This is a genomic window from Escherichia sp. TW14182, assembly GCF_000208525.1.
GTDB lineage: Bacteria > Pseudomonadota > Gammaproteobacteria > Enterobacterales > Enterobacteriaceae > Escherichia > Escherichia ruysiae.
Genome location: NZ_AEJZ01000372.1, coordinates 1 through 3,186 on the forward strand (window position 1 = coordinate 1; position 3,186 = coordinate 3,186).

The 3,186-nt window shown below is 52.2% G+C and carries 4 protein-coding genes; 1 reads left to right on the plus strand and 3 read right to left on the minus strand.

The window, feature by feature from the left end:
• The 3 genes from EQY_RS0121940 to EQY_RS0121950 form a co-directional block, all read right to left on the minus strand.
• The coding region (locus EQY_RS0121940; protein WP_024212703.1) for a Gfo/Idh/MocA family protein at positions 1–571 on the minus strand (571 nt) is incomplete at its 3' end.
• A 78-nt stretch (positions 572–649) separates the two neighbouring features.
• Positions 650–1,342, minus strand: coding sequence for a SanA/YdcF family protein (locus EQY_RS0121945; protein WP_000942566.1), 693 nt, complete (start codon positions 1,340–1,342; stop codon positions 650–652).
• Between the two features lie 76 nt (positions 1,343–1,418).
• Positions 1,419–1,922 carry a M48 metallopeptidase family protein gene (locus EQY_RS0121950; protein WP_001295542.1) on the minus strand — a complete coding sequence of 168 codons (504 nt, stop codon included), beginning with the start codon at positions 1,920–1,922 and terminating at the stop codon, positions 1,419–1,421.
• A gap of 84 nt (positions 1,923–2,006) precedes the next feature.
• On the opposite strand from EQY_RS0121950, the gene rlmG reads away from it, so the two are divergent.
• Positions 2,007–3,143 (plus strand): 23S rRNA (guanine(1835)-N(2))-methyltransferase RlmG, encoded by a 1,137-nt coding sequence (gene rlmG / locus EQY_RS0121955; protein ID WP_000018654.1) that lies wholly within the window; start codon positions 2,007–2,009, stop codon positions 3,141–3,143.
• Positions 3,144–3,186: the final 43 nt, after the last annotated feature.

The window sequence follows — 3,186 nt, forward strand, 5'->3', positions numbered from 1 at the left end:
CCCCCCCCGCCGACGCCAGGCAGTAAAAGCCGATATCCATGATTGAACCGTTAGAGAACGCCGGATTAAAGGTGTTGGGATTCTCACCATCCAGGTAACGCTGATACCGCGAGGAATACTGGCAGTAGTTGAAAAAGACTTTACGCAATGTGCCGACTTTCGACAGCGCCTGGCGCAACAAATGAAAGTTCGGCAGGCTGGCGGTTTTAAATGCCTCAAACAGCACCACCTGATTTTCTCGTGCGCAGGCAATGGCGGCATCCACTTCCGCCAGATTCGACGCCAGCGGCTTCTCGCAAATCACATGAATTTTATGGCTAAGGAAAAGTTGTGTCTGGGAAAAGTGCAGGGCATTCGGGCTGGCAATATACACCGCGTCAATGGCATCGCTTTCCGTCATCGCTTCCAGCGATGTAAACAGATGCTCGACAGAAAAATCATTGGCGAAGTGCTGAGCCTGTTCAAGGCTGCGGGAATAAACGGCGGTTAACTTGTATTTACCGCTCTCATGGGCGGCCTCGACGAACTGACGAGTGATCCAGTTCGTGCCAATCACAGCGAAACGTATCATAACGCGTGGATACTCCATAAAGGGATTCTGTCGTCAATGTAGCACGCCTTTTTCATCTTCGACGTGCGCAGATACGCATTATTCTTTCGCCGGGCAGCCATGCTCACTAAACGGACCAATCATGACCGATGACCCAAGATATTTCGGCTGGCGATGGAGGATTTTCGCGTCAATCAACGCACTGACACGAGCGAGTTTCTCCCGCAGTTGAGTATAAAAGCCGTGCTTCATATTGAGGTCTGGCGCGTTAAACCCGATAGCGTCGATACCGTACTGTTTTGCCAGCCAGATGGCGCGTTGGTTATGAAATTCTTGCGAAATAATGGTGATATGGTTTTCCCCAAACACCTTTTTGGCACGCACTACCGAATCCAGCGTTGAGAATCCGGCATAGTCGCAGAAGATCACTTTCGCCGGTACGCCTTTAGCGATCAAGGCCTGCTGCATGCCTGATGCTTCATCGTAATTTTTACGTCCGTTATCGCCACTTACCAGCAGCCATTTCACTTTTCCGGCATGGTACAACGCTGCTGCGGTATCAATGCGTCGGGTAAAGTAGCGATTACCCGGTCTCGCCCCCAGCAATAAACCCACGTTACGCGCCGGAACGGCGTTGATATCGCTCCAGGTCAGCTGCTTGCTGGCGGTGACCATTGCGCGATCGGCGATAAAAATGGTCGCTCCTGCCACAAGCAACAATAAACAGGCAATTTTAAGAGTCCGGCGAGAAAAACAAACGCGGCGAAGAAGGCGAGCAAATGCGCGCAGCATGGTCGTTATCCTTAACGAAAAGAGGGGCGTCGATTTTAGGCGTTAATGGTTGAAAATATAACGCCTGGCATCATTTTCAGATTTTGTCCTGCCCAAGCGACAACTGCGTTAGCCACAGCCGGGTGTCGAACTCAAGCTGGTGGTACTGCGGCTCCATATGGCAGCACAATTGATAGAACGCTTTGTTATGCTCTTTTTCCTTCAGGTGCGCCAGCTCGTGCACCACGATCATGCGCAAAAACGGTTCCGGCGCGTTGCGAAACACGGTAGCGACGCGGATCTCTGCTTTTGCTTTCAGCTTGCCGCCCTGCACACGAGAAACAGCGGTATGTAACCCGAGCGCGTTTTTTAGCACATGGATCTTGTTGTCATACATCACTTTATTGATCGGCGGGGCATTGCGCAGAAACTGATTTTTCAGATCCTGGGTATATTGCCAGAGGGCTTTATCGGTGGCGTAGTCGTGCGTTCCCGGATAGCGTTTTGCCAGCACATCGCCCAGACGTTGTTCATTAATCAGCGTGCGCACCTGGGAAAGTAGCTGCTCGGGATAACCCTGAAGATAAGTAAGATTGCTCATAACCGCCCACGAAAAAGAGAAAAAGGGTATACTCACGCACCCTTTTCAGGGGCAACGTCGAAATTTTATCATTCAGGAGGGCCGATGAGCCACTTAGACAACGGTTTCCGTTCACTGACACTACAACGTTTTCCGGCGACGGATGACGTTAACCCGCTACAGGCGTGGGAAGCGGCGGATGAATATCTGCTGCAACAGTTGGACGACACAGAAATCTGCGGCCCGGTGTTGATCCTGAATGATGCTTTTGGCGCATTAAGCTGTGCGCTGGCAGAACATAAGCCGTACAGTATTGGCGACTCGTATATCAGTGAACTGGCGACGCGCGAGAATTTACGTCTCAACGGGATTGATGAGTCGAGCGTGAAGTTTCTCGACAGCACTGCCGACTACCCGCAACAGCCGGGTGTGGTGCTGATCAAAGTACCGAAAACACTGGCATTGCTGGAACAGCAACTGCGTGCGCTGCGTAAAGTGGTCACGTCGGATACGCGTATTATTGCCGGTGCCAAAGCCCGCGATATCCACACTTCCACGCTGGAACTGTTCGAAAAAGTGCTCGGCCCGACCACCACCACGCTGGCACGGAAAAAAGCGCGCCTGATTAATTGCACTTTCAATGAACCGCCGCTGGCCGATGCGCCGCAGACCGTTAGCTGGAAGCTGGAAGGTACTGACTGGACTATCCACAATCACGCGAATGTCTTCTCCCGCACCGGGCTGGATATTGGCGCGCGCTTCTTTATGCAGCATCTGCCGGAGAACCTCGAAGGTGAGATTGTCGATCTCGGCTGTGGTAACGGCGTTATTGGCCTGACATTGCTCGATAAAAACCCGCAGGCGAAAGTGGTGTTTGTCGATGAATCACCGATGGCGGTTGCTTCCAGCCGTTTGAATGTAGAAACCAACATGCCAGAGGCGTTGGATCGCTGCGAGTTTATGATCAACAACGCGCTCTCCGGCGTGGAGCCTTTCCGCTTTAATGCTGTGCTCTGCAACCCGCCGTTTCATCAGCAACATGCGCTGACCGATAACGTCGCCTGGGAGATGTTCCACCACGCCCGCCGCTGCCTGAAAATCAACGGTGAGCTGTATATCGTTGCCAACCGCCATCTGGATTACTTCCATAAACTGAAGAAAATTTTCGGCAACTGCACCACTATTGCTACGAATAATAAATTTGTGGTGCTGAAAGCGGTGAAGCTGGGGCGTCGTCGGTAAGATTGGGGGTTACCTGCCGGATGCGGCGTAAACGCCTTATCCG